The organism is Flavobacterium resistens (assembly GCF_900182645.1).
In the GTDB taxonomy this organism is placed as follows: Bacteria; Bacteroidota; Bacteroidia; order Flavobacteriales; family Flavobacteriaceae; genus Flavobacterium; species Flavobacterium resistens.
Window position 1 is genome coordinate 1,208,831 of sequence record NZ_FXTA01000001.1, and the last position, 25,353, is coordinate 1,234,183.

General features: G+C 33.6%; 16 protein-coding genes. 6 read left to right on the plus strand and 10 right to left on the minus strand.

Annotated features, from left to right (window positions below; genetic code table 11):
• Positions 1-18: 18 nt before the first annotated feature.
• From FN795_RS05255 to FN795_RS05275, 5 genes are all read right to left on the minus strand, one after another.
• Positions 19-501, minus strand: a complete 483-nt coding sequence (locus FN795_RS05255; protein WP_142449685.1) for a hypothetical protein — start codon at positions 499-501, stop codon at positions 19-21.
• 148 nt (positions 502-649) lie between these two features.
• Positions 650-2,782, minus strand: coding sequence for an OmpA family protein (locus tag FN795_RS05260; RefSeq protein ID WP_142449686.1), 2,133 nt, complete (start codon positions 2,780-2,782; stop codon positions 650-652).
• Positions 2,783-2,792: 10 nt separating this feature from the next.
• Positions 2,793-3,722, minus strand: a complete 930-nt coding sequence (locus FN795_RS05265; protein WP_142449687.1) for a PorP/SprF family type IX secretion system membrane protein — start codon at positions 3,720-3,722, stop codon at positions 2,793-2,795.
• A 29-nt stretch (positions 3,723-3,751) separates the two neighbouring features.
• A complete protein-coding gene (locus tag FN795_RS05270; protein WP_142449688.1) occupies positions 3,752-6,379 on the minus strand; it encodes a gliding motility-associated C-terminal domain-containing protein in 2,628 nt (875 codons plus the stop codon).
• 142 nt (positions 6,380-6,521) lie between these two features.
• On the minus strand, positions 6,522-7,847 hold the full coding sequence (locus FN795_RS05275) for a PDZ domain-containing protein (protein WP_142449689.1): 1,326 nt from the start codon (positions 7,845-7,847) through the stop codon (positions 6,522-6,524).
• A gap of 123 nt (positions 7,848-7,970) precedes the next feature.
• Between FN795_RS05275 and FN795_RS05280 the strand changes: the two genes are divergently transcribed.
• From FN795_RS05280 to lgt, 6 genes are all read left to right on the plus strand, one after another.
• Positions 7,971-9,167 (plus strand): pyridoxal phosphate-dependent aminotransferase, encoded by a 1,197-nt coding sequence (locus FN795_RS05280; protein WP_142449690.1) that lies wholly within the window; start codon positions 7,971-7,973, stop codon positions 9,165-9,167.
• Between the two features lie 147 nt (positions 9,168-9,314).
• Positions 9,315-10,043, plus strand: a complete 729-nt coding sequence (locus FN795_RS05285; RefSeq protein ID WP_142449691.1) for a hypothetical protein — start codon at positions 9,315-9,317, stop codon at positions 10,041-10,043.
• Positions 10,044-10,198: 155 nt separating this feature from the next.
• A complete protein-coding gene (gene folE, locus FN795_RS05290) occupies positions 10,199-10,870 on the plus strand; it encodes a GTP cyclohydrolase I FolE (protein ID WP_142449692.1) in 672 nt (223 codons plus the stop codon).
• A 134-nt stretch (positions 10,871-11,004) separates the two neighbouring features.
• Positions 11,005-12,483 (plus strand): cysteine--tRNA ligase, encoded by a 1,479-nt coding sequence (cysS, locus tag FN795_RS05295; protein ID WP_142449693.1) that lies wholly within the window; start codon positions 11,005-11,007, stop codon positions 12,481-12,483.
• 20 nt (positions 12,484-12,503) lie between these two features.
• The gene (gene yidD / locus FN795_RS05300; protein ID WP_142449694.1) at positions 12,504-12,743 is read left to right on the plus strand and encodes a membrane protein insertion efficiency factor YidD; all 240 of its coding nucleotides are present in this window, start codon (positions 12,504-12,506) and stop codon (positions 12,741-12,743) included.
• A 68-nt stretch (positions 12,744-12,811) separates the two neighbouring features.
• Positions 12,812-13,744 carry a prolipoprotein diacylglyceryl transferase gene (gene lgt / locus FN795_RS05305; RefSeq protein WP_142449695.1) on the plus strand — a complete coding sequence of 311 codons (933 nt, stop codon included), beginning with the start codon at positions 12,812-12,814 and terminating at the stop codon, positions 13,742-13,744.
• A 473-nt stretch (positions 13,745-14,217) separates the two neighbouring features.
• Here the strand turns inward: lgt and secDF are convergent, their stop codons facing one another.
• The 5 genes from secDF to asnB all read right to left on the minus strand — a co-directional run bounded on the left by secDF (position 14,218) and on the right by asnB (position 25,327).
• A complete protein-coding gene (gene secDF / locus FN795_RS05310; protein WP_142449696.1) occupies positions 14,218-17,190 on the minus strand; it encodes a protein translocase subunit SecDF in 2,973 nt (990 codons plus the stop codon).
• 228 nt (positions 17,191-17,418) lie between these two features.
• Complete coding sequence (gene mdh, locus FN795_RS05315; RefSeq protein WP_035649045.1) at positions 17,419-18,354, minus strand: malate dehydrogenase; 936 nt, start codon at positions 18,352-18,354, stop codon at positions 17,419-17,421.
• A gap of 112 nt (positions 18,355-18,466) precedes the next feature.
• Positions 18,467-20,407 carry a DNA topoisomerase (ATP-hydrolyzing) subunit B gene (gyrB, locus tag FN795_RS05320; protein ID WP_142449697.1) on the minus strand — a complete coding sequence of 647 codons (1,941 nt, stop codon included), beginning with the start codon at positions 20,405-20,407 and terminating at the stop codon, positions 18,467-18,469.
• A gap of 358 nt (positions 20,408-20,765) precedes the next feature.
• Complete coding sequence (locus FN795_RS05325; RefSeq protein ID WP_142449698.1) at positions 20,766-23,510, minus strand: M16 family metallopeptidase; 2,745 nt, start codon at positions 23,508-23,510, stop codon at positions 20,766-20,768.
• A 209-nt stretch (positions 23,511-23,719) separates the two neighbouring features.
• Positions 23,720-25,327, minus strand: a complete 1,608-nt coding sequence (gene asnB, locus FN795_RS05330; protein WP_035649050.1) for an asparagine synthase B — start codon at positions 25,325-25,327, stop codon at positions 23,720-23,722.
• Positions 25,328-25,353: the final 26 nt, after the last annotated feature.

Consider the following 25,353-nt stretch of genomic DNA (forward strand, 5'->3'; position numbering starts at 1 on the left):
CATCTAACTTTTTACATTTTACTTCGTTGCACATTCAGCACTTTCGAATTTATATTTTACGCGCTCAAAATCAATAGGTTTATCTTTCACCAAATAAGTAACTCCCATTGTCGTCTGCATCGTTCCATTTCCTAAAATAAGCTTTTTATCGCGTTTCAAAAATGCCATTGGGTTTTTGAACTTTGCATTGTTATTTGTTCCATCAACAAAAGTGTAATCAACAAACAAAGTGTCACCATGAAATTCTCCAGCAATTTCACCTTTTTTTAGTGGCGAAGATTCGACTTTCATTATCATCTCACCACCAATTTTTCCGTTTTTAAGTGTATTCAATTTGAGGTCTAAAGTATCGTTTTCATAAATTGCTTTATAACATTCCGTACTCACTACTTTTTCACCTTCAGCTTTAGCTGCCGCTTCAGCTTTTTGTTTTTCCTCATTTTTACAGCTTTGAAGTCCAACAAAAGACAAAAGCATACAAGACAACACTATTTTTTTCATAACTGAATTTTTTAATTTCATATAAAAATAAAAAAAAAGAAGCCAAAAAAAAGGCTTCTTGTTTATTTATTTTATGACAAATATCTACAATGCATGAGAAGCACTGCAGTGCTCTTGCCCAGCATATTGAAACGGTCCTAACTTATATTTACAACTTCTTGATTACAAATTCAGATCTTCGGTTCAGCTCGTGATCTTCTTCTGAACAAGCATCGTCGGTTTTGCATTTTATAATTGGAACAGATTCTCCATAGCCTTTTGCCGAAACTCTGCTTGCGCTAATTCCCGACTGAATTATAAATTCTCTGGTTGAATTTGCTCTTTTTTGAGACAATTCTTCATTGAATTTCGCATTTCCGCGTGAATCTGTATGTGAACCAATTTCGATAATCATTCCTGGATACTTGTTCATTAAAGCAACCACTCGCCCTAAAACGACTTTTGATTCTTTACGAATGTACCACATGTTGTAATCAAAATAAATTGGATCGGTTTTAATGATCAATCGATCTTTATCATCTTTTACAACATCTTTTTCTTGCTTTAAAATCTCAGTTTCTTTCTCTTTTTTCTTGATTTCTACCGCTTTTATCTCATCTGCTTTGGCTTTTTTTGCAGCTTCATTTAAAGCGATAATAGCTAAAGCTTCTTTTTCTTTTTTCTCTTGTTCTATCTGAATTTCTTGCTTTCTTCTTTTTTCGGCAATTTGTTGTTCTTCTAGTTTAATTGCCTCTAAAGATTTTAGTGCCAATGAACCATCGTTTGTGATGTTTCTTGTTTTATCAATTTCAAGCGTTTTAGATTCGTTCGTATATTTTTCTTTGAAAGCAACAATTGTATAAGAACTTTCGCAGGCAACCGTAAAACTGAATTTTCCATCGGCCGCGACCGAAATTGTATTTAAAGTCTTTTTAGAAGCATCTTGCAACATTACTGTTGCATTTTCCAGAGGCAAACCGTCATCAACATCTGTGATTGTTCCTGCGATAAACTGTTTGCAATCTTCAACAATTAAATCTTTGGTTTCTTTAAATTGATAAATATCATCACTTCCTTTTCCGCCGTCTCTGTTCGATGCGAAATATCCTTCTTTTGTTTCTGAGTTAATTGTAAACGAAAAATCATCTAAATTAGAGTTTAAAGGTAACCCAATATTTACAGGTTCTGAATATTCATTTCCATTGATTTCTGAAACAAAAACATCCAATGATCCGTACCCCAAATGTCCATCAGAAGAAAAATAAAGCTTATTGTCTGCCGAAACAAAAGGGAATTGCTCTCTTTTATCTGTATTGACATTTGGACCTAAATTCTTTGGAGTATCAAAAGCGCCTTTATTGATATTAACCGAATAAATGTCAAAAGAACCAATAGATCCTGGCATGTCTGAAGCAAAATACAATACTTTTTCATCAACGCTGAGCGCTGGATGCTCGACTGAATAATTTGGACTATTGAATGGTAGCGAAGTGACATTTTTCCATTTTCCGTCAACTAATTCGGCTTTGAAAATTTGAAGGTTCGAAACTTTTTGATCGTTTGTTTTTCTGGTTTTATTCTTCGAATTATTGCGCGTAAAATAAACTGTTTTGCCATCTTTTGTAAAAACGGCATTTGATTCGTGCATTCCGGTTTTTAATTCCTGAGAAAAATAGTCAATGTTTGGCTCTGCTGCATTTATTTCACTCAACGGAACAGAAACTAGGTTCAAATATGTTTCATTGTCCCATTTGAATTTTTTATCAAATAACCCAGGTTTTAATTTAACCGCTGCAAATACTAATTTTCCATTGTATGGAATTGCCCCGAATTCAGAATTTGGCGTATTAACTCCCAGATTTTTTATCTCAAATCGATTTCCAATGGCTGAAACATTTTCAAGCTCTTTCAGCTCATTTTTAAAATAAATTGAATCTTTTCCATTATTTGAAGATGCATAATACTGTTTTAAAGCGCTATTTGCGTCATCATAACTGTTTGTCGCTTTTAAGGTTTGAGCATATCTAAAATAATATTCGCGATTCAAATCCTTATTATAATTTTGAAATAAAACTCGGTAATAGCGTTGCGCTTTTACTAAATCATTTGTGAAGTAATACGAATCGGCCAAGTTTTTTATTACTTCTTGCGAAGGTTTTTCTTCGGCTAATTTTTCATATAGAATAATGGCTTCGCTGTAATATGTCTTATCGAAGAATCGTTTGGCTCTTGCCAAATCTTTGTCTTGGGCACTTATAAATTGTATTGAAAATACGAATATAATAACGAGTAGTTTTTTCATATTTTTCATTTTAAAAGAATCTAGGTGATTTATCATATCCTTTTCCTAATAAATCCAAATCAAAAAGAAGCATTATTTCATGCGTCCCTGAATTAAACTGACCTAAATTTGAAAGTGTATAATCGTACGCATAACCCACTCTAAGAGATGGCGTTACATTGAAATTAAACAAAGCACTTACCGAATCATCGATTCTATATGCTGCACCAAATTCAAACTTTTCGTTATACAAAACATTTGCCGTCAAATCAACAGAAACTGGAGCACCTTTTACAAATCGCGACATAAAAGCGGGTTTTAATTTCAAGTTATCATTAATTTGAAAAACGTACCCTCCGGTAAAAAACATATGGATTTCTTCAGCTCCAAAAGCATTAACTCCCGATTTTTCTTCGATATATTTAGATTTTATCAAATTTGGAGCAGAAAATCCGACATACAGATTATCTCTAAAATAATAAGCCCCAACACCAATATTAGGTTTTGTGGCATTTATATTTTCCGAAAAAGCAAAATCAGTTGCAGGATCGCTAAATTTAAATCCGTTAAAATTAGTTTGCATTGATGATACTCCGGCTTTCAGACCCAGCGAAAGTTTATTTTTTCCTCCTAAATTCAATACATAAGCAAAATCAGCATAAATATTATTTTCCTTTTTTGCGCCATCGCCAATATCATCAGAAATAAATGAAAGACCTACTTCAACTTTTTCTGATAAAGCTGTATGTCCAAAAAATGTAAAGGTTTTTGGCGCTCCTACTGCCCCAACCCACTGTGTTCTGTATAGCCCCCCAAAATTCATCATTAAAGGAGTTCCAGTTGCATAAGCCGGATTTAAAACACTCATATTGTACATATAGTGTGTGTATTCTGGATCCTGTTGTGCCGAAACAGTCGTTAAGCAAAAGAGAAAAGTTATGTAGAGTAATATTTTTTTCATTTGAATCATATTAAATATTGCAAAAGGAATTATCGGTTTAAATAAAGGCGTCCTTGTATTGGAGGCTTATTGCCTTTATTAAACTGGAGTGTATAAAAATAAACTCCGTTTGGCGCTATTCCATGAGTAAATCCGCCTGTCTCCCAATTGGTTCCGTCCCAACTTGCTTTGTCTTTAAATCCTTCATACATTCTATTCCCGTATCTGTTGAAAATTTGCAGATAATAGTCCGGAAATAAAAAATCTATATTAGGAATTACAAAAGTGTCATTTACTCCATCCCCATTTGGAGAGAATCCATCTGGAATAAAGAAATCTGGCGGTACAGTGTCGCAATCTGTTAATGAAACAATAACTTCTAGACTCTCATATGAAAGACAATTTTCGCTTGACGAAAAGTCAAATCCATAATATTTTCCTTTATCAACTAAAGCTGTTGTTGGAGGCAAAAGGGTTCCTCCTTTCGGCGCATCATACCAAACTACTGATGACGGTACATTTGTATTATTTGATAAGCTTGCAAGTGTTGGGGCATCTAAACCGCAGAAATTCTGTCCGTCAGTATTTAATTCCGGTGCAGGCGTGTCTTTTATTGTAACCTTAATCATTGTTGCTGAAGACGTACAAGATAACGTAGTTTCGGTAACATAATAGGTTTCATCTTTAAGAAGATAGGTGTTTGCGAGCGGCGTAGTCAATGTCGCTGAATTATACCATTTAAATTGTGGTCCGCTAGGTGCTAAATTGCCAATAATTGCTCCTTCAGACTTGCAAAAAGACTGATCTGTTGAAACTGGAGCAACCGGAATAGGATTAATTGAAAAAGCTGCAGACACAGTACTTACCGGACTATCACAACCTGTAATATTGTTTTTTACATTTTCAATTTTGATTGTGGTCGAGCCTGTATTAGCGAGCAAAGTTTCTGGAATTACAAAACTAGCATTACCACTTATAGGAGACAGAGCAATTGTCTGGACTGTGGCAGTATTTGCTCCAGAAAGTGTATAAGATAACGTAACATCTGTTAAAGTTCCTAGTCCAGTAACTGAAGCTGTTACAGCTGAACCAAAACAAACTGTAGTTGCTTGTATTTTTAAATTTGTAACATTCGGTAAAGGATTTACAATAGTGTTTCCTCTTAAATTAGCTGTATTCGAACATGAGGTACCAATATGTTTAATATTCGTAATTGTAATTACTGAATTTCCACTTTGAGAGTTTAAAATTGCGGGCAATGTGAATGAAGCAATCCCGCCGGCAAAAGTCACTCTTGCTGTCTGGCCTGATATATTATTTACACCTGCAATATTATATGAGATATCATATATACCATCCGCAACTCTTGTTGCTTCAGAGATAGTAATTAAAGAAGCTGTGTTTTGACATGCTTGCACGGGTTCAATTCTGGCTCCTATTAAATCAGGAATTGGGTAAACACTTAAAAGATCTTTTAAACTATTTATAATATTATTACATGCCCTTGAACTACTTTCTAAATATATATCAGTAATTGTAATTGTATAATTTCCTACTTTAGGAAAATACTCTGATTTTATTGGAAAGGTCATAATACCATTAACAAAACTTGCAGAAAATGATTCTGACGCATTGTTTGAACCTGAAACAACAAAGGAAGCTCTATAATTCCCATCTGGTATTACAGCAGTTCCTCGATCAATTACACCAGTATAGACTGCTGTTGAAATTTCAGTTTCACAAATATCAGAATTCACAGTAAATTTTGCTCCTGAAAAATCCAATTTATTTTCAATAATGATCGACACAGTTGTTTCGCTATTAGTACAAATAGGGTTTTTTGTTGATAAAACAGTATATTTATAATCATATTTACCCGCCCCAAATTTCGTATATAATTTTTGAGCATCAACAAAATGATCACCTCCAAATGTTAATTCTCCTGTAGCACTTTCATCGGTCCACGTCCCATCAGGGTCTTGATCTTTAAGCAAGCCATTTAAGTCAACATTTGTATAACCTGATAAACCATCAGTGGCACATAATCGTAAATTTGATCCATCACCAGACTCAGGTTTCCTAAAAACCGAAATAATAACTGTTGATGAAACTGCAGCACAACTCCCTCTTGCTGGCATTGTATAAGTAAAAGAATAATTTCCTTCCAGCTCAATAACATCGATAATAGATGGAATATCCTTTTTTGTAGTGTTATCATGCCATTGTCCATTAGACTGGGGGCCCAAAAAAAGACCATTAAAAGACTGAAAAAGATTATATGTTTTAGATGAACTACAAATTACTGTATTTGAAGGGACACCGGCATATCCGCCAATTGTTACGGTAACAACAGCAGTATTATCTGGACAAAGTCCAATTCCGTCTACTGTATAAAGGTATCTAAAAATACCACTACGACGAATTTGCTGTGCGTCCAAAATTCCGGTATCAGGATCCAATCCTCCAGATCCATTGATATCTGTCCAAACTCCGCCGGAAAGGGGAGATCCTGTAAGTTGAGCATATAAATCAATTGCCTTACTACTTGCCGCTGGAATATCACAAACTGTTAATGTACCGTCTTCACCTGCACATTGAGCATAAATTTTATTTGGGACTACAGATAAAAAAAATAAAAAAAGAATGATTCGGAGAAAACTAATGTATTTTTTGACCATAAAATTATATTTGGCTAAACATTATAATTTAGAAGCACTTTGTAAACAATTTAACAATTATTTTATCACAAAAGTGTACTTACTTTTCAAAAATAGTCATTCTATTGATTATGACCCAAAAAACTTTCTAAAATGTCTTTTCCTAAAGTTCATCCTCAAGTCTAAATCTGAATTTTAAAATCAAACTGTCGCGTTCAACTTCTAAATTAATCCATACATCGTCTTCCGACTTTAAGAGGCTGTTTATCTGTTGCAAAGAATATTTATAAGGTACTGCATTATTTATGCTGACAATGATATCTCCTTTTTTTAAACCGCATTTTTCGGCTGCAGATTTTTTTCTAATATTAACAATTTCATAAACGGGTTTTAATGAAAATTTATATTTGAAATTATCATCTTTTTTAGCATCATAACTTACGTCTGACAGAGCATTCGCAACCTGTACTGTTTCTAAATGAAGTGTTTCCTGTACCCATTGCAAACCATTGTGCTGAACTGTTATTCCGCTCTTATTATAAGTAAATGGTTCCGAAAATTTACTGTTTTTTTTCAGATAAAGCTTTTCATCAGCATAATCCAAAACAAGAGTAAAACGTTTTAAAACCTCACCTCCTATCGAACCAATTCTGCCTGGTACCATTTTTACATTCCGAATCGAAGTTGAATCCGGAAATGCAACTATTGGATTTTTAAAATCAAATTCATCAACTGAAAATTTAGCAATTTTTGCACGATGCCCTTCGATATCACCGCTAAATCCTTTTCCTAAAAAGTCTGGGAAGTTTTTCTTAGGCAATTTGATTTTATTGTTCTCAAAAATCCAAAAAGCATCACTATTGCCAATATCAATCAATAATTTAGCCGAAATCTTAACACTGTCAACTACTGCAGTTGTAGTAATATAAGGCTTAGATCTTTCAATTGAAATTGGAACTGATTTGAATTTCTTCTCTAGTCTATCTTTAATAGATTCCTTATTTGGATAAACATAAATTTTTTTCTTTGAGTAATTAATTTCAACTAAATTATTTTTAAAAAATTTATATCCAATGATGCCATTAACTGGAATCCCAATGTGCGATGATAGGTTAAAATTTTGATCTAAAATAATATAGACTAAGTGTGTGCTAGATTTCAGACTATGTGTTTCCAACACATTATTAGTCGACTTCAGCCCTTCTATTTCTTCTTCGCTTCCTAATCCTCTAAGCTTGATTTTTACGACATTATTAAAGCTGATTTCTTTTTGTTCTTCCATGCTAAACATAATGGTTTCTTCCACACCAGAATCCAACAAGAAATTCAGCTCTACTCCATTTACTTTTATTGGAATAAAGATGAGATTATTAATCAATTTAAACGGAATTGTGACCTTATTGCTATGACCCTGGATCAAAAAATCATCTTGAGCTTGCATAGTTAAAGATGTTAAAAGCCCAAAAAACAACATGAAATATTTTTTCATTGATAATATTTTAATATAAAATTAATAAAAATATTGATAATTGTTACATTTCCATAACACCTCATAATGTTTACGTTAAATTCGAAAAAAAAATGCAAATTTGCACTTCAATAATTTATACTCATGCCAACAATTTCTCACAAAGGCAGAAACATGCCTGAATCACCGATACGCAAGCTGGCTCCTTTTGCAGATTTAGCAAAGAAAAAAGGACACAAAGTGTATCACTTAAACATTGGTCAACCGGATATCAAAACACCGGAAGTGGCCATCGAGGCGGTAAAAAATATTGATTTGAGTATTATAGAATATAGTCCGTCTGCCGGATATGAAAGCTATAGAAAAAAATTAGCTCATTTTTACCAGCGCCAAAATGTAAACGTTAACACAGAAGACATCATTGTAACAACTGGTGGTTCTGAAGCCTTACTATTTGCGCTGGCCACAATTACTGATCCAGGAGATGAAATTATAATTCCTGAGCCTTTTTATGCTAATTACCATGCGTTTGCATCATCAACAAGTGCTACCGTGGTACCACTTGTTTCAACTATAGAAACTGCATTTGCTTTGCCAAGCATTGAAGAAGTTGAAAAATTAATTACGAACAGAACAAAAGCCATTTTAATTTGTAATCCTGGCAATCCAACAGGTTATTTATATTCTGAAACAGAAATTAAACAATTAGCGAGCTTAATAAAAAAGCACGACTTATATTTAATTGCAGATGAAGTCTATCGTGAGTTTTTGTATGACGGAAATGACGTTCATTTTTCTGTAATGAATTTAGAAGATGTCGAGCAAAATGTTATCATGGTTGATTCTGTTTCTAAACGCTACAGTATGTGTGGAGCAAGAATTGGCTGTTTGGTAACAAAAAATAAAGATGTTTTAGCAACTGTAATGAAATTTGCTCAGGCGCGTTTAAGTCCGCCTACAATTGAGCAGATTGCTTGCGAAGCTGCTATAGATACACCTCAAAGTTATTTTGATGAAGTTATTGCAGAATACAAAGAGCGCCGTGATACTTTAATTTCCGAATTAAACAAAATTGAAGGCGTTATAGTCACAAAACCAAAAGGCGCTTTTTATTGTATTGCACAATTGCCAATAGAAGATTCTGATGATTTTGCGCAATGGCTTTTAGAAAGTTATGATTTAAATGGCGAAACTGTAATGATTGCGCCTGCAAAAGGTTTTTATTCAACTCCGGGAATGGGACTAAATCAAGTTCGAATTGCTTACGTTTTAAATAAAAAAGATCTAATTACAGCAGTTAACATATTAAAAGAAGCGCTTTTAGTTTATAACAAAAGGTAAAAATTAAATACATTATTCTAAAATCTGTTTTAACTTCAATGTTGAAACAGATTTTTTTTGTTTTCTCTTTTCTGAAAATAACTTTAAAAACAAACCTCTTATCATCTAGTTCTTAGTAATTTAGCTGTAGCTTTAAAAGCATTTAACATGAAAAAGTTAATTGTAATATCGTTTCTGTTTCTGATATCGGCATCTGCTATAAATAAAAATAGCAAAGTGGTAAAGAATGATTTTAAGAACCAAGACATCGAATATTATCGGCAAGAAATTAACCGCGCTTTTTCATTATTAAAAAAGAAAAAGAAATTCATAGACTTAGAACTTCTTAACACCCAAAAAGCACAAATTCTTTCGATTGCCTTTCCGGAAATCCTACGATATGACTCTTATTCTGATTACCTGGAAACCTCTTCAAACAGAATTTTATATGTAAATAAAGGAAAAGAAGCTTCTGATTTTTCAACAGGTTATTTTCAGATGAAACCCTCATTTCTAGAAAATTTAGAAAATTATGTCGCTAATACTGAAGATTTAAAAACTTATCAATGGGTTCTTATTCAAAACAAAGATGAAAAAGAAGCCCGAAAAGAAAGAATAAATCGTTTAGCAAATTTGCAATGGCAATTGCGGTATCTAAAAGTTTTCTGGTTTGTTGCCGAATATAAATATCAAAATATTAATTTCAAAAGTACTGAGGAAAAAATTAGATTTTATGCAACAGCATATAATTACGGATTTACAAAACCTGAAAGTGAAATAACAAAATATCAGTCTGCAAAAAAATTCCCTTCCGGAGAAAGTGCTAACACCCACAAATTAGCATTTGCCGATTTTTCAATTGATTTTATACAGACTTATTCCTTTTTTTTCAAGTAGTAAATAGTTACAAACAAAATTCGAATCGAATGGTGTTAATTTAAACTATATCCAAAAAGGATCGATTAAATAGTAAAAACGATAGAAAAGGTTTGCTTTTTATTAATTATCTTTACCGCCTTAAAAAGATATACCCATTATAATAGTAGTTTTTAATGATAAATAACGAAGATTTTTTAGACGAAATTGGTGACAGTCACTTCAGCAGTAATGCAAAAAACCCTTTAAGAGCTGACGCTTTTGATATAACTGATGAAGAAAAAATAGAAAAAATAAAAAAAGATGTTGAAAACATTCTACAGACACTTGGAATGGATTTGACAGACGACAGCATCAAAGGAACTCCAAACCGAGTTGCTAAAATGTTTGTAAAAGAAATTTTTGGTGGTTTAAATCCTTCAAAACAACCAAAAGCTTCTACTTTTGACAATAATTACAAATACGGTGAAATGTTAGTAGAGAAAAACATTACCGTTTATTCTACTTGTGAGCACCATTTATTACCAATTATTGGACGCGCTCACGTTGCTTATATTTCAAGCGGAAGAGTTATTGGACTTTCTAAAATGAACCGTATTGTTGAATATTATGCAAAAAGACCTCAGGTTCAGGAACGTTTAACAATGCAAATTGTTCAGGAATTACAAAAAGCACTTGGAACAGAAGATGTTGCCTGCGTTATTGATGCAAAACACCTTTGCGTAAATTCAAGAGGAATTAAAGACATTGAAAGCAGCACAGTAACATCTGAATTCGGTGGAAAATTCAAAGACGCTCAAACGAAAAGAGAATTTTTGGACTATATCAAATTAGATACTCAGTTCTAATTTTCTTCGAAATTTCTATTATATTTATGGTCTAGCCCTGATAGTAGCGGCATCCTTTTATGGTCTCGTCATTACGAGATAAAAGATACAGCGGATAGCAGGATTAGCTCCTAAAAAAACAGCAAAAAATCAATATGCCATTATATACAACACAACCGCTAAAAATATACAATTCACTTTCGGGTGAAAAAGAAGATTTCAAACCAATCCATGAAGGAAATGTTGGAATGTATGTTTGTGGACCTACCGTATATAGTAATGTTCACTTAGGAAACGTAAGGACTTTTATGTCATTTGACGTAATTTTCAGGTATTTTTTACATCTGGATTACAAAGTACGTTACGTGCGTAATATTACAGACGTTGGACATATTGTAGATGACGTTGATGAAGGTGAAGATAAAATTGCTAAAAAAGCACGTTTGGAACAATTAGAACCAATGGAGGTTGTACAACGCTATACAGTCGATTTTCATGATATTCTAAAAGCTTTCAACTTTTTACCGCCAAGTATTGAACCAACAGCAACTGGCCATATTATTGAGCAAATCGAAATCATCAAAAAAATTATCGATAAAGGAATTGGCTATGTTGCCAATGGATCAGTTTATTTTGATGTTGTAAAATATAACGAAACCAATAATTATGGAATTTTAAGTGGCCGTAATATTGAAGATATGCTTGCGAATACCCGTGATCTTGACGGGCAATCAGACAAAAGAAACCCGCAGGATTTTGCACTTTGGAAAAAAGCAGAACCAGAACATATCATGAGATGGCCTTCACCTTGGAGCGACGGTTTTCCGGGCTGGCATCTTGAATGTACTGCAATGAGCACAAAATACTTAGGAAATCATTTTGATATTCATGGAGGCGGAATGGATTTAAAGTTCCCTCACCATGAATGCGAAATTGCACAAAATGAAGCCTGCACAGGACAATCTCCGGTAAATTACTGGATGCACGCCAATATGCTTACCTTGAACGGAAAGAAAATGGCAAAATCTACTGGAAATAATATTTTGCCAGGAGAAATTTTAAGCGGAGATAATACGATTTTGAGCAAAGCATTTTCTGCTTCAGTAACTCGTTTTTTCATGTTGCAGGCGCATTACAGAAGCATTTTGGATTTTTCTGATGATGCTATTACCGCAGCTGAAAAAGGATACAAAAGATTAATGGAAGCACTTGATGCATTGCCTACTATTTCAGCAAGCAATACGAGTTCAATTGATTTTGGAGCATGGAAACAGCTATGCTACGACGCAATGAACGATGACTTCAACACGCCAATTTTAATCGCACAATTGTTTGAAGGTGTTCGTTACATTAATTTATTAAAAGACGGAAAAGAAACCATTTCTGCTGAAGATCTAAAAACATTCTCAACAGCAATCAATGCTTTTGTTTTTGACGTTTTAGGTTTAAGCGACGAAAAAGGTTCTGACAGCAATAACGATAAATTAGAAGGCGTTGTAAATATGCTTATCGGAATGAGAAATCAAGCCAGAGCAGATAAAAATTTCGCGCTTTCTGACCAAATTCGTGATCAGCTTATCGCTTTAGGAATCCAGCTGAAAGACGGAAAAGAAGGAACCAGCTTTTCGATCTAAAAAAGTCATTTCATAAACCCATGAAAGCAATCACTCCATTTGTTTTATTAGTGCGCTTTTATCAAACTGCCATTTCGCCCTTTACGCCGGCGTCATGCCGTTTTGAACCAACATGTTCAAGTTACATGATCGAAGCACTTCAAAAACATGGATTATTTTATGGTGGTTATCTAGGAATGAAACGTATTTTAAGCTGTCATCCTTGGGGAAGAACCGGCTACGACCCAGTTCCGAAAAAGAAATGTTCACATAAACATTAACTTTTTATAAAGAGGAACTCTGCTTTAAATATTTATTTTTACAATTAATAAAAAAAACAAAATACTACATGACACACGCCTTAAACATGGTTTGGAATCCTTCAGAAGGAATCGATTTAGGATTTTTTATGATTCGTTATTACAGTTTAATGTTCGTAATTGCTTTTGGTTTAGGATGGTACCTGATGAAAAAGATTTTCGAACGCGAAAATGAATCACTTGACAAACTAGATTCTTTATTTGTTTGGACTGTTCTTGCCACTTTAGCGGGCGCGCGTTTAGGCCATGTTTTCTTTTATGACTGGGAATATTTTAGAAACCATTTGCTTGAAATCTTTTTGCCATTCCGTTTTGAACCAAAATTTGAGTTCACAGGATTTCAAGGACTAGCAAGTCATGGAGCTGCGATTTCAATCATCGTTGCCATGTATTTTTACAGCAAAATGATTCTAAAACGCCCATTATTATGGATTTTAGATCGTGTTGTTATTCCAGTTGCTAGCGGTGCTATTTTTGTTCGTTTAGGAAACTTTTTCAATTCTGAAATTATCGGACACGAAACAACATCTGCTTTCGGTATTCGTTTTTTACATGATAAATATAGCAAAGCAGAAGCTGTTAACGCAACTCAAATTGCTAATCCTAAAGAAGCTTATAATGCAATTGCACATGATCCAAAATTTGCTGATTTACTAGCTCAGGTTCCTGCAAAACATCCAACACAATTATATGAAGCTTTCTGTTACATTTTTGTATTTGCAGCTTTATATTTCTTATACTGGAAAACAAATGCAAGACTTAAATCAGGATACTTATTCGGATTGTTTTTAGTCCTTTTATTTGTTGTCCGTTTTATCGTTGAGTTTGTAAAAGAAAGTCAAGGCGGTTTTGAGAGCGAATTAGGCTATTTCTCAACAGGACAATGGCTAAGCATACCTTTTATCATAATCGGTCTTTTCTTTGTCATTAGAGCACAAAGAAATCCATTAGCAACCTCTTAATAAAGATCTTAAAAAAATATAAAATCCCAATAAATCATATTATTGGGATTTTTTTTTGCGCCAGAAACAAAAATTTCAAATTACAATCAGAATACCAATCGTTTAAATCTATTCTCGATTTTCTTCACTCTTATAATATTTAGAAGCAGAAATATATCATTTTAAAAGATCAGTTGTCCCGTCCCGATAGCTATCGGGACTATATCTTTTCCCTGCTGAAGAAGCAGGAAAAAGGATAACGCTTCCATCGGGGCTAGATTAGAAGCTTATGTTTTCAAAAGATTTTAACCGAATTGCATTTAAGCATTAATCAGATACCATAATTCTAATTCAAATTTGTCATTAAAACTTGGGCTTAAACAAAAGTTCGCAGTTCAACTTTGTTTCATTCAAAACTAAAAAACAACTATTATTAGAACAAAAAAAAGATCCAGTTTTCCTGGATCTTTTTCTATTTAAAACAAGGTTTCTAATTAAGCCTTATTGTGTTTGTCTTCAATTGTGTGCTTATCATCACTAGAAATTGTATCAACCAATACTGGTGTAGCAATAAATAATGAAGAGTAAGTTCCTACAACAATACCAATCAACATTGCGAAGATAAATCCTCTAATTGACTCTCCTCCGAAGATAAACATTGTTAATAATACAATGATCATCATTAATGAAGTATTCAACGTTCTAGACAATGTAGTATTGATAGATGCATTTACGATATCTTCAAAACTTCCTTTACGGTTTCCGATGATAAACTCTCTAATTCTGTCAAATACAATTACAGTATCATTCATAGAGTAACCAATTACAGTAAGAATCGCAGCAATAAAGTGCTGATCCATTTCCATGTGGAAAGGCATGAATTTATAACATAAAGAGTAGATTCCTAATACAAAGATTACATCATGCGCAACAGCTGCAATCGCACCTAATGAATATTGCCATTTACGGAAAGAAACCATTAAGTATAAGAAAATAACTGCCATTGCACCAAGAACTGCCCAGTAAGAGTTAGTTTTGATATCCTCAGAAATAGAAGCTCCAACTTTAGAAGCCTGCAATACTCCTACTCTTTTTCCATCAAAAGAGTTGATGAATTTATCGTAAGTTGTATTTGGGTAATATTTCTGTAAAGCCTGATATAATTTTTGGTTTACTTCTTCATCGACAGCAACACCATCTTCTTTAATTTTATATTTAGTAGTGATTTTCAATTGATCATCATCACCTAAAACTTTAGCTTCAACTGGCGTTCCGAAAGCTGCAGATAACTCATCCGAAACTACAGTTGCATCAATTGGTTTCTCGAATTTCACTTGGAAAGTTCTTCCTCCAACAAAATCAACACCTTCATCTAATCCATTAACGAAAAAGATAGAAACTAAACTCACTACAACTACAATTGAAGAGAAGATATAAGTGAATTTTTTGATTTTAATAAAGTCAAAATGGAAATTAGTAAACCAGTTTTTAGTAATGTTTGTAGAGAAAGTTAAATCACCTTTTCCAGCAATATTTCTGTCAATGAAAATTCTAGCAATAAAGATAGATGTAAACAATGAAGTTACGATACCAATTAATAATGTCAATGCGAAACCTTTGATTGGTCCAGTTCCAAAAATAAACAAGATTGCTCCAGTTAAAACGTGTGTTACGTTTGCATCAATAATAGAACGCATTGCTCCGTGCCATCCGTAAGAAGTTACAACAGCCTCAGATAATGATTTACCTTCACGCAATTCCTCTTTTGCTCTTTCAAATATAATAATGTTCGCATCTACAGCCGTACCCAATGTTAATACGATACCTGCAATACCTGGCAATGTTAATACAAAACCAAAACTTGCCATAATTCCGAACAAGAACAGTAAGTTTAATAATAAAGCAAGGTTAGCGTACCATCCAGCTTTACCATAATAGAATACCATCCATAAACAAACTAATAAAAATCCAACAACAGATGAAATCGTTCCAGCATCAATTGCAGCCTGACCTAAAGATGGTCCTACAACAGTTGATTGAATAATATCTGCAGAAGCTGGTAATTTACCTGCATTTAATACGTTAGCTAAATCTTTAGTTTCAGCAACATCAAAAGAACCTGTAATTTCAGATCTTCCACCAGCGATTGGTCCACTTGTAACTCCAGGAGCAGAATAAACGATATCATCTAAAACAATAGCGATATAACCTTTTTGAGAGAAAGCTCTTCCTGTCAATTCTTCCCAAACTTTAGCACCTTGGCTGTTCATTTGCATAGAAACAGCTGGTTTTCCTAATTGATCAAAAGTATCTTTAGCATCAGTTACAACACCACCGCTCATTGCAGGAACATTATCTCTGTTACCTTTTAAAGCATATAATTCAACTGCTTCAACTTCTTTTCCTTTAGCATCTTTTAAAGTAGTTGGTTTACTCCAAACAAATTTTGCATTGTGTTGGTCAGCACCCAATAAAATTCTGATATCAGCTCTTTTGAAGTAAGCATTAACTGTAGCTGTATCTTTTGGAGCAAAATATCCTAAAACTGGACCACCACCTTGACCGATCATTTTGTCAAATAATGGATTGTTTCCTTTTTTAGTATCAACAGAATCTTTAGCATCAGTTAATAAAGCATTCAATGAATCTTTAGCAACAGTTTTCGTTTCTGTTTTTTTGATTTCAGTTTTTTTCAAAGCCTCGTTAGAAGCTACTAAGAAGTTACCGATTTCTTCAATTTTGAAAGTTTCCCAAAACTCTAACTGAGCTTTTCCACCTAATAATTTTTTGATTCTATCAACATCCTTAGCACCTGGAAGCTCAACTAAGATTCTTCCTGTTTCTCCTAATTTTTGGATATTTGGTTGTGTAACACCAAATTTGTCGATACGCTCTCTTAATACTTTATAAGCACTTTCTACAGACTCATCAACTTTTCTTTTAATAACTTTTTGAGCTTGCGCATCAGTCATTTGAAAATCAATTCCGCCTTCTCCTTGTAAACTTCTGTTTGCAAAAATATCTGGCGAAGCCAATTTCACTGTTCCGTTTGAATTTGCTTCAAAAGCTTCAAAAAATTTACTTAAATAAGTTTTATTTCCTTCTAAATTTGCAGTTGCATCAGCTAATGATTTATTAAAAACTGGATTTTTAGAGTTGTTTGACAAACCTTTTAAAACGTCTTTAATAGAAATCTGAAGAATCACGTTGATTCCTCCTTCTAAGTCAAGACCTTTATTTAACTGCTTGTTTTTTACTTCATTGTAAGTAAAATCTGTAAAACCAAGATCAAACACCTTCTCTTTACCAATAGAATCTAAATATTTTAGCTCTTTATCAGGATTATCTCCTGCAAAAGCTTTAGCCTCACCTTTGACATTATTTGCCACAAAAGTGAATGAAAGTTGGTAAATACTTACCAATGCAAATAGAATTGCGAAAAATTTAATAAGTCCTTTATTCTGCATTATTACTAAAAATTAATTATGTTTTATTGTTTGTTTTTGGTTCTAAATTCCCTAAAAATAAGCCCTGACATGAGATTTTAAAACTAAAAAATCGAGATCACGAATTACAACATTTTTTTTAAACCGAGCAAATATATAATTCTCGAAATGATTAAGCAATTTATTTATTAATTAATCTCAAAAAAAAGACTGCAAAAGTGCAGCCTTTTCTTTTTTTTAATGTTTTTATTATACTAAAATCGACTTTAAAGCGTCATTCATGTTACGAACTGCATCTGCACTTTTCGCAAATAATGCCTTCTCCTGATCATTTAAATTAATATCTACAATTTCTTCAATCCCGTTTTTACCAATTATACACGGCACTCCAATACAGATGTCATTCTGTCCATACTCGCCTTCTACAAAAACAGAACAAGCAATCATTTTTTTCTGATCGTTTAAAATACTATCTACTAAATAGGCAACAGAAGCTCCAGGAGCATACCAGGCAGAAGTTCCTAACAAACCTGTTAACGTTGCACCACCTACCATTGTATCAGCTGCAACTTTTTGAAGTACCTCCTCTGAAAGAAATTGAGAAACCGGTATCCCATTATAAGATGCCAAACGCGTTAACGGGATCATAGTAGTATCACCATGTCCTCCAATTACCATTGCTGAAATATCATTCGCAGGTTTATCCAAAGCTAAAGAAAGATAAGTTCTAAAACGAGAACTATCTAAAGCTCCACCCATACCAATTATTCTGTTTTTTGGCAATCCTGTAGCTTTTAAAGCCAAATACGTCATTGTATCCATTGGATTAGAAACAACAACAATTATAGTGTTAGGGGAATATTTCAATACATTTTCGGCAACTGTTTTTACAATCCCGGCATTAATCCCTATTAATTCTTCTCTTGTCATTCCTGGTTTTCTTGGAATTCCTGATGTAATTACGACTACATCACTCCCAGCAGTTTTAGAATAATCGTTGGTAACACCAGAAACTTTGGTATTAAAACCTGTGTTTGTAGCACATTGCATAATATCCAACGCTTTACCTTCGGCAAAACCTTCTTTAATATCCAACAATACTACTTCGCTCGCAATTCCTCTATAAGAAATAACATCTGCACATGTAGCTCCAACATTTCCTGCTCCTACAATGGTAACTTTCATATTTTTTACTTTATCGGTTATTAATTATTTGTCTATTCCTTAAAAAGACAATTCGTTTAATTGTCTAGTAAATTTAAACAATTAAACGAATTGAAATTATTAATTTTTTATTTTATGCGTCAATATTTGCATAAACTGCATTTTTCTCGATAAACTCTCTACGTGGCGGTACCTCGTCACCCATTAACATAGAGAAAACCTGATCAGCTTCAGCAAGACTATCGATATTTACCTGACGTAAAGTTCTGAAATTCGGATCCATTGTAGTTTCCCATAATTGCTCCGCGTTCATCTCTCCAAGACCTTTATAACGCTGAATATTGGCACTTCCTCCCATTCTTTCGTTTGCCTGATCACGCTGAACATCATTCCAAGCGTATTCTTTTTTATTTCCTTTCTTAACTAAGTATAAAGGTGGTGCTGCAATGTATACGTGACCTTCTTCAATAAGCTCTTTCATAAAACGGAAGAAGAACGTTAATATTAAGGTAGAAATGTGGCTACCATCGACATCGGCATCACACATGATGATTACCTTGTGATATCTTAGTTTTTCAAGATTTAATGCTTTACTATCTTCTGCAGTACCAACTGTTACTCCTAAAGCTGTAAAGATATTTCTGATCTCTTCGTTTTCGAATACTTTATGGTGCATTGCTTTTTCAACATTCAAGATTTTACCACGCAAAGGCAAAATTGCTTGAAAGTTACGGTCACGCCCTTGTTTTGCTGTTCCACCAGCCGAATCTCCCTCGACAAGGTAAACCTCACATCTTGCAGGATCTTGTTCTGAACAATCAGATAATTTTCCTGGCAATCCGCCACCGCCCATAACGGTTTTACGCTGCACCATTTCACGTGCTTTTTTAGCAGCGTGACGTGCCTGAGCAGCTAATATTACTTTTTGGATAATTATTTTAGCATCATTTGGATTTTCTTCCAAATAATTTTCAAGCATTTCCCCAACTGCCTGAGAAACCGGAGAAACTACCTCTCTATTTCCAAGTTTAGTTTTTGTTTGTCCTTCAAATTGAGGCTCAGCAACTTTTACAGAAATAATTGCAGTCAAACCTTCACGGAAATCGTCTCCGGAAATTTCGAACTTCAATTTATCCAACATTCCAGAAGCATCAGCATATTTTTTAAGCGTTCTTGTCAAACCACTTCTAAAACCTTGTAAATGCGTACCTCCTTCGTGTGTGTTGATATTATTTACATAAGAGAAAATATTCTCTGTATAACTCGTGTTATAAATCAAGGCAACTTCAACAGGAATTTCACCTTTTTCGTGATCCATGCTGATTACGTGAGAAATAATTGGCTCACGGTTTCCGTCTAAATAACGGATATATTCCTTAAGACCTTCATCTGAATGAAAAACTTCGCTTTTGAATTCGCCTTTTTCATCTACTTCTCTTTTATCTGTAAATGTAATTGTGATTCCTTTATTCAAGAAAGAAAGCTCACGCATACGAGCAGACAAAGTATCATAAGAGAACTCTGTAGTTTGTGTAAAGATTGTATTGTCAGGATAGAAAGTCTGACGTGTACCTCTTTTATCTGTTTCTCCGATTTGTTTTACCGGATATAATGATTTTCCTCTTTCGTATTCTTGTTCGTAAATTTTTCCGTCTCTGAAAACTGTCGATTTCATATGAACAGAAAGTGCGTTTACTACAGAAACCCCAACACCGTGAAGTCCTCCGGAAACTTTATAAGAATCTTTATCAAATTTACCTCCGGCACCAATTTTAGTCATTACAACCTCAAGTGCTGAAACTCCTTCTTTTTTATGTAAATCGACCGGAATACCACGTCCGTTATCTTCAACTGTAATCGAACCGTCTTCATTAATTGCAACACCAATAGTATCACAATGTCCGCCCATCGCCTCATCAATAGAGTTATCAACAACTTCATAAACCAAATGATGTAGCCCTCGAACCCCCACATCTCCAATATACATCGACGGACGCATTCTTACGTGCTCCATTCCCTCTAATGCCTGAATACTATCTGCTGAATAATTGTTCTTCTTGATTTCTTCGCTCATATAATTTATTCTAAAAAATGTAATTATTGTCTAACACGCAAATATATAAAAACGCAAATTATATATCCGTTAAAATCCCATTTAAAGCGCTTAAGTTATTAACACTATTGTCTAAAAAATCAAAAAATCAGCTCAAAAAGTCGATTTTAAATTCCAAATTCATAAATTCCAAATTCCAAAAATAATAATCGCATAAAAATTCAGATTGCGATTATAAATTTGAAATGCCAAAAATGCAAAAAATCCAAGTTTCAAATTTTATAAACACATAAAAAAAACCGAAATACATTTGTAAGATGCATCTCGGTTTTTATGATTTTAAGACTCCTTAAATTGGAATTTAAAATTTTCCTTTTTATTATTTCTTATTGAAATCTCCAGCGTAAATTGATGTCATTTTATCCAAGCTCAAATACTTTTTCAAAACAGTATTAACTTCTTCAACTTTAAGCCCTTTTACTTTACTTTCTAAATCATCATAATCTTCTAGCGGAATTCCGTACTGCAAATAAGTATTTACAAGTCTCATCAAAGTATTATCATTACCTAAACTGGTTTTTCTTTCATTCTGCCAGCTTACCAAATTTGATTTTAACTCTTCTGCCGTAAATCCATCTTTTAATGCTTTTGCAATTTCTTCTTTCGTTGCTGATTCAACTGCACTTTTTTTCGTTGGATTTAAAAAGGCATAGTAACTCCATGACGCGACGTCATTTGAAACTGGAATATCAATAAAAGATCCGGCTCCATAGCTTATACCATCTTTTTCTCTTAATCTCATAGGGATTCTGGCACTTAAAAAACCGCCGCTTCCTAATATTTCATTTGCCATGACAAATGCAGGATAATCAGCATTTTTTCTATCCATTTTAAAACTAACTCTTCCTACGGCAACCGCATTTTCTTTGTCTGGAGTAATAATATCTTTATCTAGTTTTTGCGTTTCAAAATAAGTCGGAATAGCACGTTCATATTTCGATTTAGAATTCCATTTACCGAATGTTTTTTCTAGAATTTCTCCCGTTGATTTTGCATCTAAATCTCCAACTACACTTCCAAAACCGTTGTTTCCACCTAGAATATTTTTGTAAAAATCTACAATTTCAGATTGTTTTATATTTTTAAAAGCATCTATTTCTTCCTGTGTAGTTGAAGTGTAAAAAATACTACCTTTTGGATATTTTGTTGTTTGTCTCGCTATTTCTGTAAAAGCAATAGATTGCGGATCATTTAAATTTCCTTCCAAATAAGTATTATATTCTGCTATTGTTTTAGTTAATTCATTTTGCGGAAAAGTTGAATTAAGAAGTAAATCTTCTAAAATCCCCATAACCTCTTTGAAACTTTCTTTATAAGTATTCACATAAACCGACAAGGTTTGATGATCAAAATTGAAATAAATACTTGATTTCAATTGATCTAAACGATCCTGAATTTGTTCTTTGCTTCTTGTAGTTGTTCCTGTTTTCAGTAGCTGTGCCATAATACCACCAACATCAGATTTCCCATTCAAATCTTTCTCATTACTTACAGGGAAACTAAAATTAGCCTGAACTTTTCCGCCTTTAATTTCTTTCTTGATCAAGCCGTATTTTGCGCCATTTGTCAGTTTTCCTTCCGTCAAATTTTGTTTTAAATTCTTGATTGATGCTTCAAAAGCAGCAACTTCTTTTTCTAAAGCCTTTCCTTTATAATCTTTAGTTAATGCTACGATTTGGTCGTCTGTATATTCTACAGGTTTTAATCTTTGTTCATCTTTTGAAGGAATAAAAATACCTACTGTTCTATTATTGCTTCTAAAATACTTTTCAGCAACACGCTGAATATCCTCTTTTGTTAGTTTTTCAACAGCATCGCGATACAGGTATCCTAATCTATAATCTCCAGAGCCAATAATTTCAGTCAAATTAATTGCAAATGAAATCGTATTATTTTTAATTGCATCAATTTGTTTAATAATTTTCGCCTGAGCTCTGCTTACGTCCTGATCTGTGTATTTCGTTGTGATGATTTTATCCAATTCTGCTCTAACAATATCTTGTGTTGCTTTAATGTCTTTGTCATTAGGTATAGCAAATCCAAAATACATATAACTTGCATCTCTCACTGTTGGCTGCCAAAAATACAAACTGGAAACTTTTTGAGTTTCAACCAATGATTTATATAAATATCCTGATGGATCTGCGGTTAAGATTTCTCCCAAAGCATCTAGCGCAGCATAATCTTTATCAGCATAAGAAACTGTATGATACAGTGCACCCATATTTTTGCTTTCTCCTGCTCTTTTTAACTCTACAAATTTTTCACCGTCTTGCGCAGGCTCAATTGTATAAGTTTTATCTAAAACTCTTTTAGGTCTTGGAACAGCTCCAAAATACTGACCTACATATTGTAATGTTTTTTGCTCATCGAATTTACCTGCAACAATCAATGTGGCATTATCCGGCTGATAGTATTTCTCATAAAAAACTCTAAGCGTATTTGCTTTTACACGTTCGATATCTTCTTTGCTTCCAATAGTACTATTTCCGTAGTTATGCCATAAATAAGCAGTCGAAACGATTCTTTCCTGTAAAACACGATCCGGATTATTTTCACCTATTTCAAACTCATTTCTTACAACTGAAAATTCCTTGTCAAGATCAGTTTGCAGAATCGTCGCATTAATCATCCTGTCGGCTTCCATTTGAATACTCCATTTCAGATTTTCATCATTTGATGGGAAAACTTCATAATAATTTGTTCGGTCAAGCCAAGTTGTTCCATTGGCATTTCCTCCTTTATCTGAAAGCATTTTTTTAATATCTCCCAGATTTTTTGTGCTTTTAAAAAGCATATGTTCTAGCAAGTGCGCCATCCCTTTCTCACCATAACCCTCATTTCTAGAACCTACATTGTAAACAATATTAACCACCATATTGCTTTGAGAAGCATCAGGAATCAAAAGAACTTTTAATCCGTTTTTTAAAGAATATTCTTTGACACCTTCGACATTTGTAATAAATTTTGGCGTCTCTTTAGGCGACACCGATTTTTGTGCATAAACTGAGCTCATGGAAATTAATGAGCAGCATAGGATTCCGCTTAGTAATAGGTTTCTCATAGGTTGTTAAATGGTTTGAATTTATATTATTCTTGGTAACCAAATATAATATTTTTCTTAAACACAAAATCCTTATTAACTTACTTTTAATATTTTACGACATTCCGTAAAACAATATAATGGAGAATAAAAAAACCGAAACCACATTTAAAATGTAGTTTCGGTTTTAATAATTTATAATTCTTAAAAACTTTCTTTTAAAATGAAATTTAAGATTTCAAAAGCTCCACACCTGGCACTTTTACGTGTGCCGCATTTGCTCTTCCACTCGGATCAAGATTATCCTGCCATTTCGGAATCCATTTACGAACCGTATGCGCAGCGCTTACCTGAGGATAGTATTTATGAAAAATACTTCTGTATAAATAAGCTTCTTTTGTTGTTGGAGAATTGTATGGGAATTCTGCAGTTGCACCGGCTAATTGCTCGTCTGTTACTTGTGAAGCACAATATTCAATCAATTCATCAACCCATTTATAACCTACTCCATCTGAAAACTGCTCTTTCTGACGCCATAAAACTTCTGCCGGCAAATAAGGATCTTCTGGAGTATCAAATGCTTTTCTTAAAATATATTTTTCAATACCATCATATGTTTTTGGCTGTTTCTCTTCTGGTTTGATTCGGATAGCAACATCTAAAAATGCAGTATCCAGGAATGGAACTCTTGCCTCCAAACCATGCGCCATTGTAGTTTTATCAACACGCAATAAATCGGCAGTAAACAACTTTTGAACTCTTTCAATAGTTTCATCCTGAAATGCTTCTGTTGATGGCGCATTTCTAAAATATAAATGTCCACCAAAAATTTCATCGGCACCTTCGCCAGAAAGAAGAACTTTTATTCCGGCATCAGCAATTGCTTTTGATAAAATATACATCGGCACGCCAGATCTTACTGAAATAATATCATAAGTTTCAATATGATAAATTACTTGTTCCAATACTTTAACGCCTTCTTCAACCGAAAAATGAATTTCATGATGTTCTGTTCCTAAAAACTCAGCTGCTTTTCTTGCTGCGATATTATCAGGAGCATCGGCATTTAAACCAATAGAAAATGAATGCAGTTTTTGTCCATTTTCTTTTAATAATCGTGATGCTATTGAAGAAATCAAAGAAGTATCCAAACCTCCTGACATGACAGCTCCTAAAGGAACATTGCTTAATAAACGTTTACGTGTAGCCTCAATCAAACTCTCACGGATTAAGCCTAAATCTAAACTTTCAATTGCTTTTTTATGATCCTCGCAATCTGGCTGGTAATATTTAACAAAACCAGTTTTTGCAGTATAATAATGCCCTGGAGGGAAAGTTGAAAACGATTTACATTGATCTGCAATTGATTTCATTTCAGAAGAAAAATAAATTCTTCCTCTTTCATCCAAACCATAATATAACGGTTTCACTCCAATTGGATCTCTACCTGCGATATAATCATCTCCATCGATTATAACGAAAGCAAAATCTCCATCCAATTTATTGCAGAAATTATATCCAAATTCTTCATACAAATGCACAATAACTTCTGAATCTGAATTGGTTCTGAAAGTGTGATCTTTTAAAATCGTGTTTTTTAATTCTTGATAATTATAAATTTCGCCATCATGAATCATCCAGGCTCTATTTGTTCCCTGAATAGGCTGTTTGCCAGTATTTAAGTCGACGATTGATAAACTTTCGTGACAAAGCACGCTTCCGTTATCCATAATGTGCAAATCACTCTCATCTGGTCCGCGATGAGACATTCTTGCTGAAAGCTCTTGTACAAGTTTTGGGTCTTTTCCTTTGCCAATTACGGCTAATAATCCAGACATATTCTAATTTTTTTTACTTATTATTT